Below are 561 nucleotides of genomic sequence, written 5' to 3'. Positions count from 1 at the left end.
CACCACCACGATCATCGCGCTGGAACCCCGGACGAGAACCACGGTTGTCATCACGTCGACCGTAGCCACCACCGCCGCCACCGCCACGGTTGTCGTCACGCCGACCGTAACCGCCGCCACCGCCACCGCGGTTGTCGTCACGACGGTCATCACGGCGATCGTCCCGACGGCCATAGCCGCCGCCACCGCCGCGGTTGTCGTCACGCCGACCGTAACCGCCGCCACCACCGCCACGGTTGTCATCGCGGCGGCCGTAACCGCCGCGATCACCACGGTCGTTACGGTCGCCGCGGTGTCCGCCACGCTCGCCGCGGTCACCGCTGTCCCGTTGCCGCTGGTCGCGCTCCGGTCGGTCGTCGGGAGAGTTGGTGGACATGGCGACTCCTGTCTTCGGTACCGCAAGCATTGTAAAAACAAAAGGACCCCTGGTCCCAGCTGAACGCTGGGACCAGGGGTCCTTCCAAAGATTGTTCGGCGGTGTCCTACTCTCCCACAGGGTCCCCCCTGCAGTACCATCGGCGCTGTGAGGCTTAGCTTCCGGGTTCGGAATGTAACCGGGCG

At 66.8% G+C, this 561-nt stretch carries 1 protein-coding gene and 1 rRNA gene; both read right to left on the bottom strand.

What is annotated here, in order from left to right; genetic code table 11:
* Positions 1–303, bottom strand: a 303-nt coding sequence (locus ACFZB3_RS46240; protein ID WP_391389162.1) for a hypothetical protein, incomplete at its 3' end; no start/stop codon positions are given.
* Between the two features lie 166 nt (positions 304–469).
* Positions 470–561, bottom strand: a 5S ribosomal RNA gene (rrf, locus tag ACFZB3_RS46235); the annotation flags it as partial.

This window comes from Streptomyces sp. NPDC008092, from assembly GCF_042957285.1.
Classification (GTDB): Bacteria; Actinomycetota; Actinomycetes; order Streptomycetales; family Streptomycetaceae; genus Streptomyces.
Note: the sequence above shows the minus strand (reverse complement) of the source record. Positions and strands in the feature narration are given on the sequence as shown.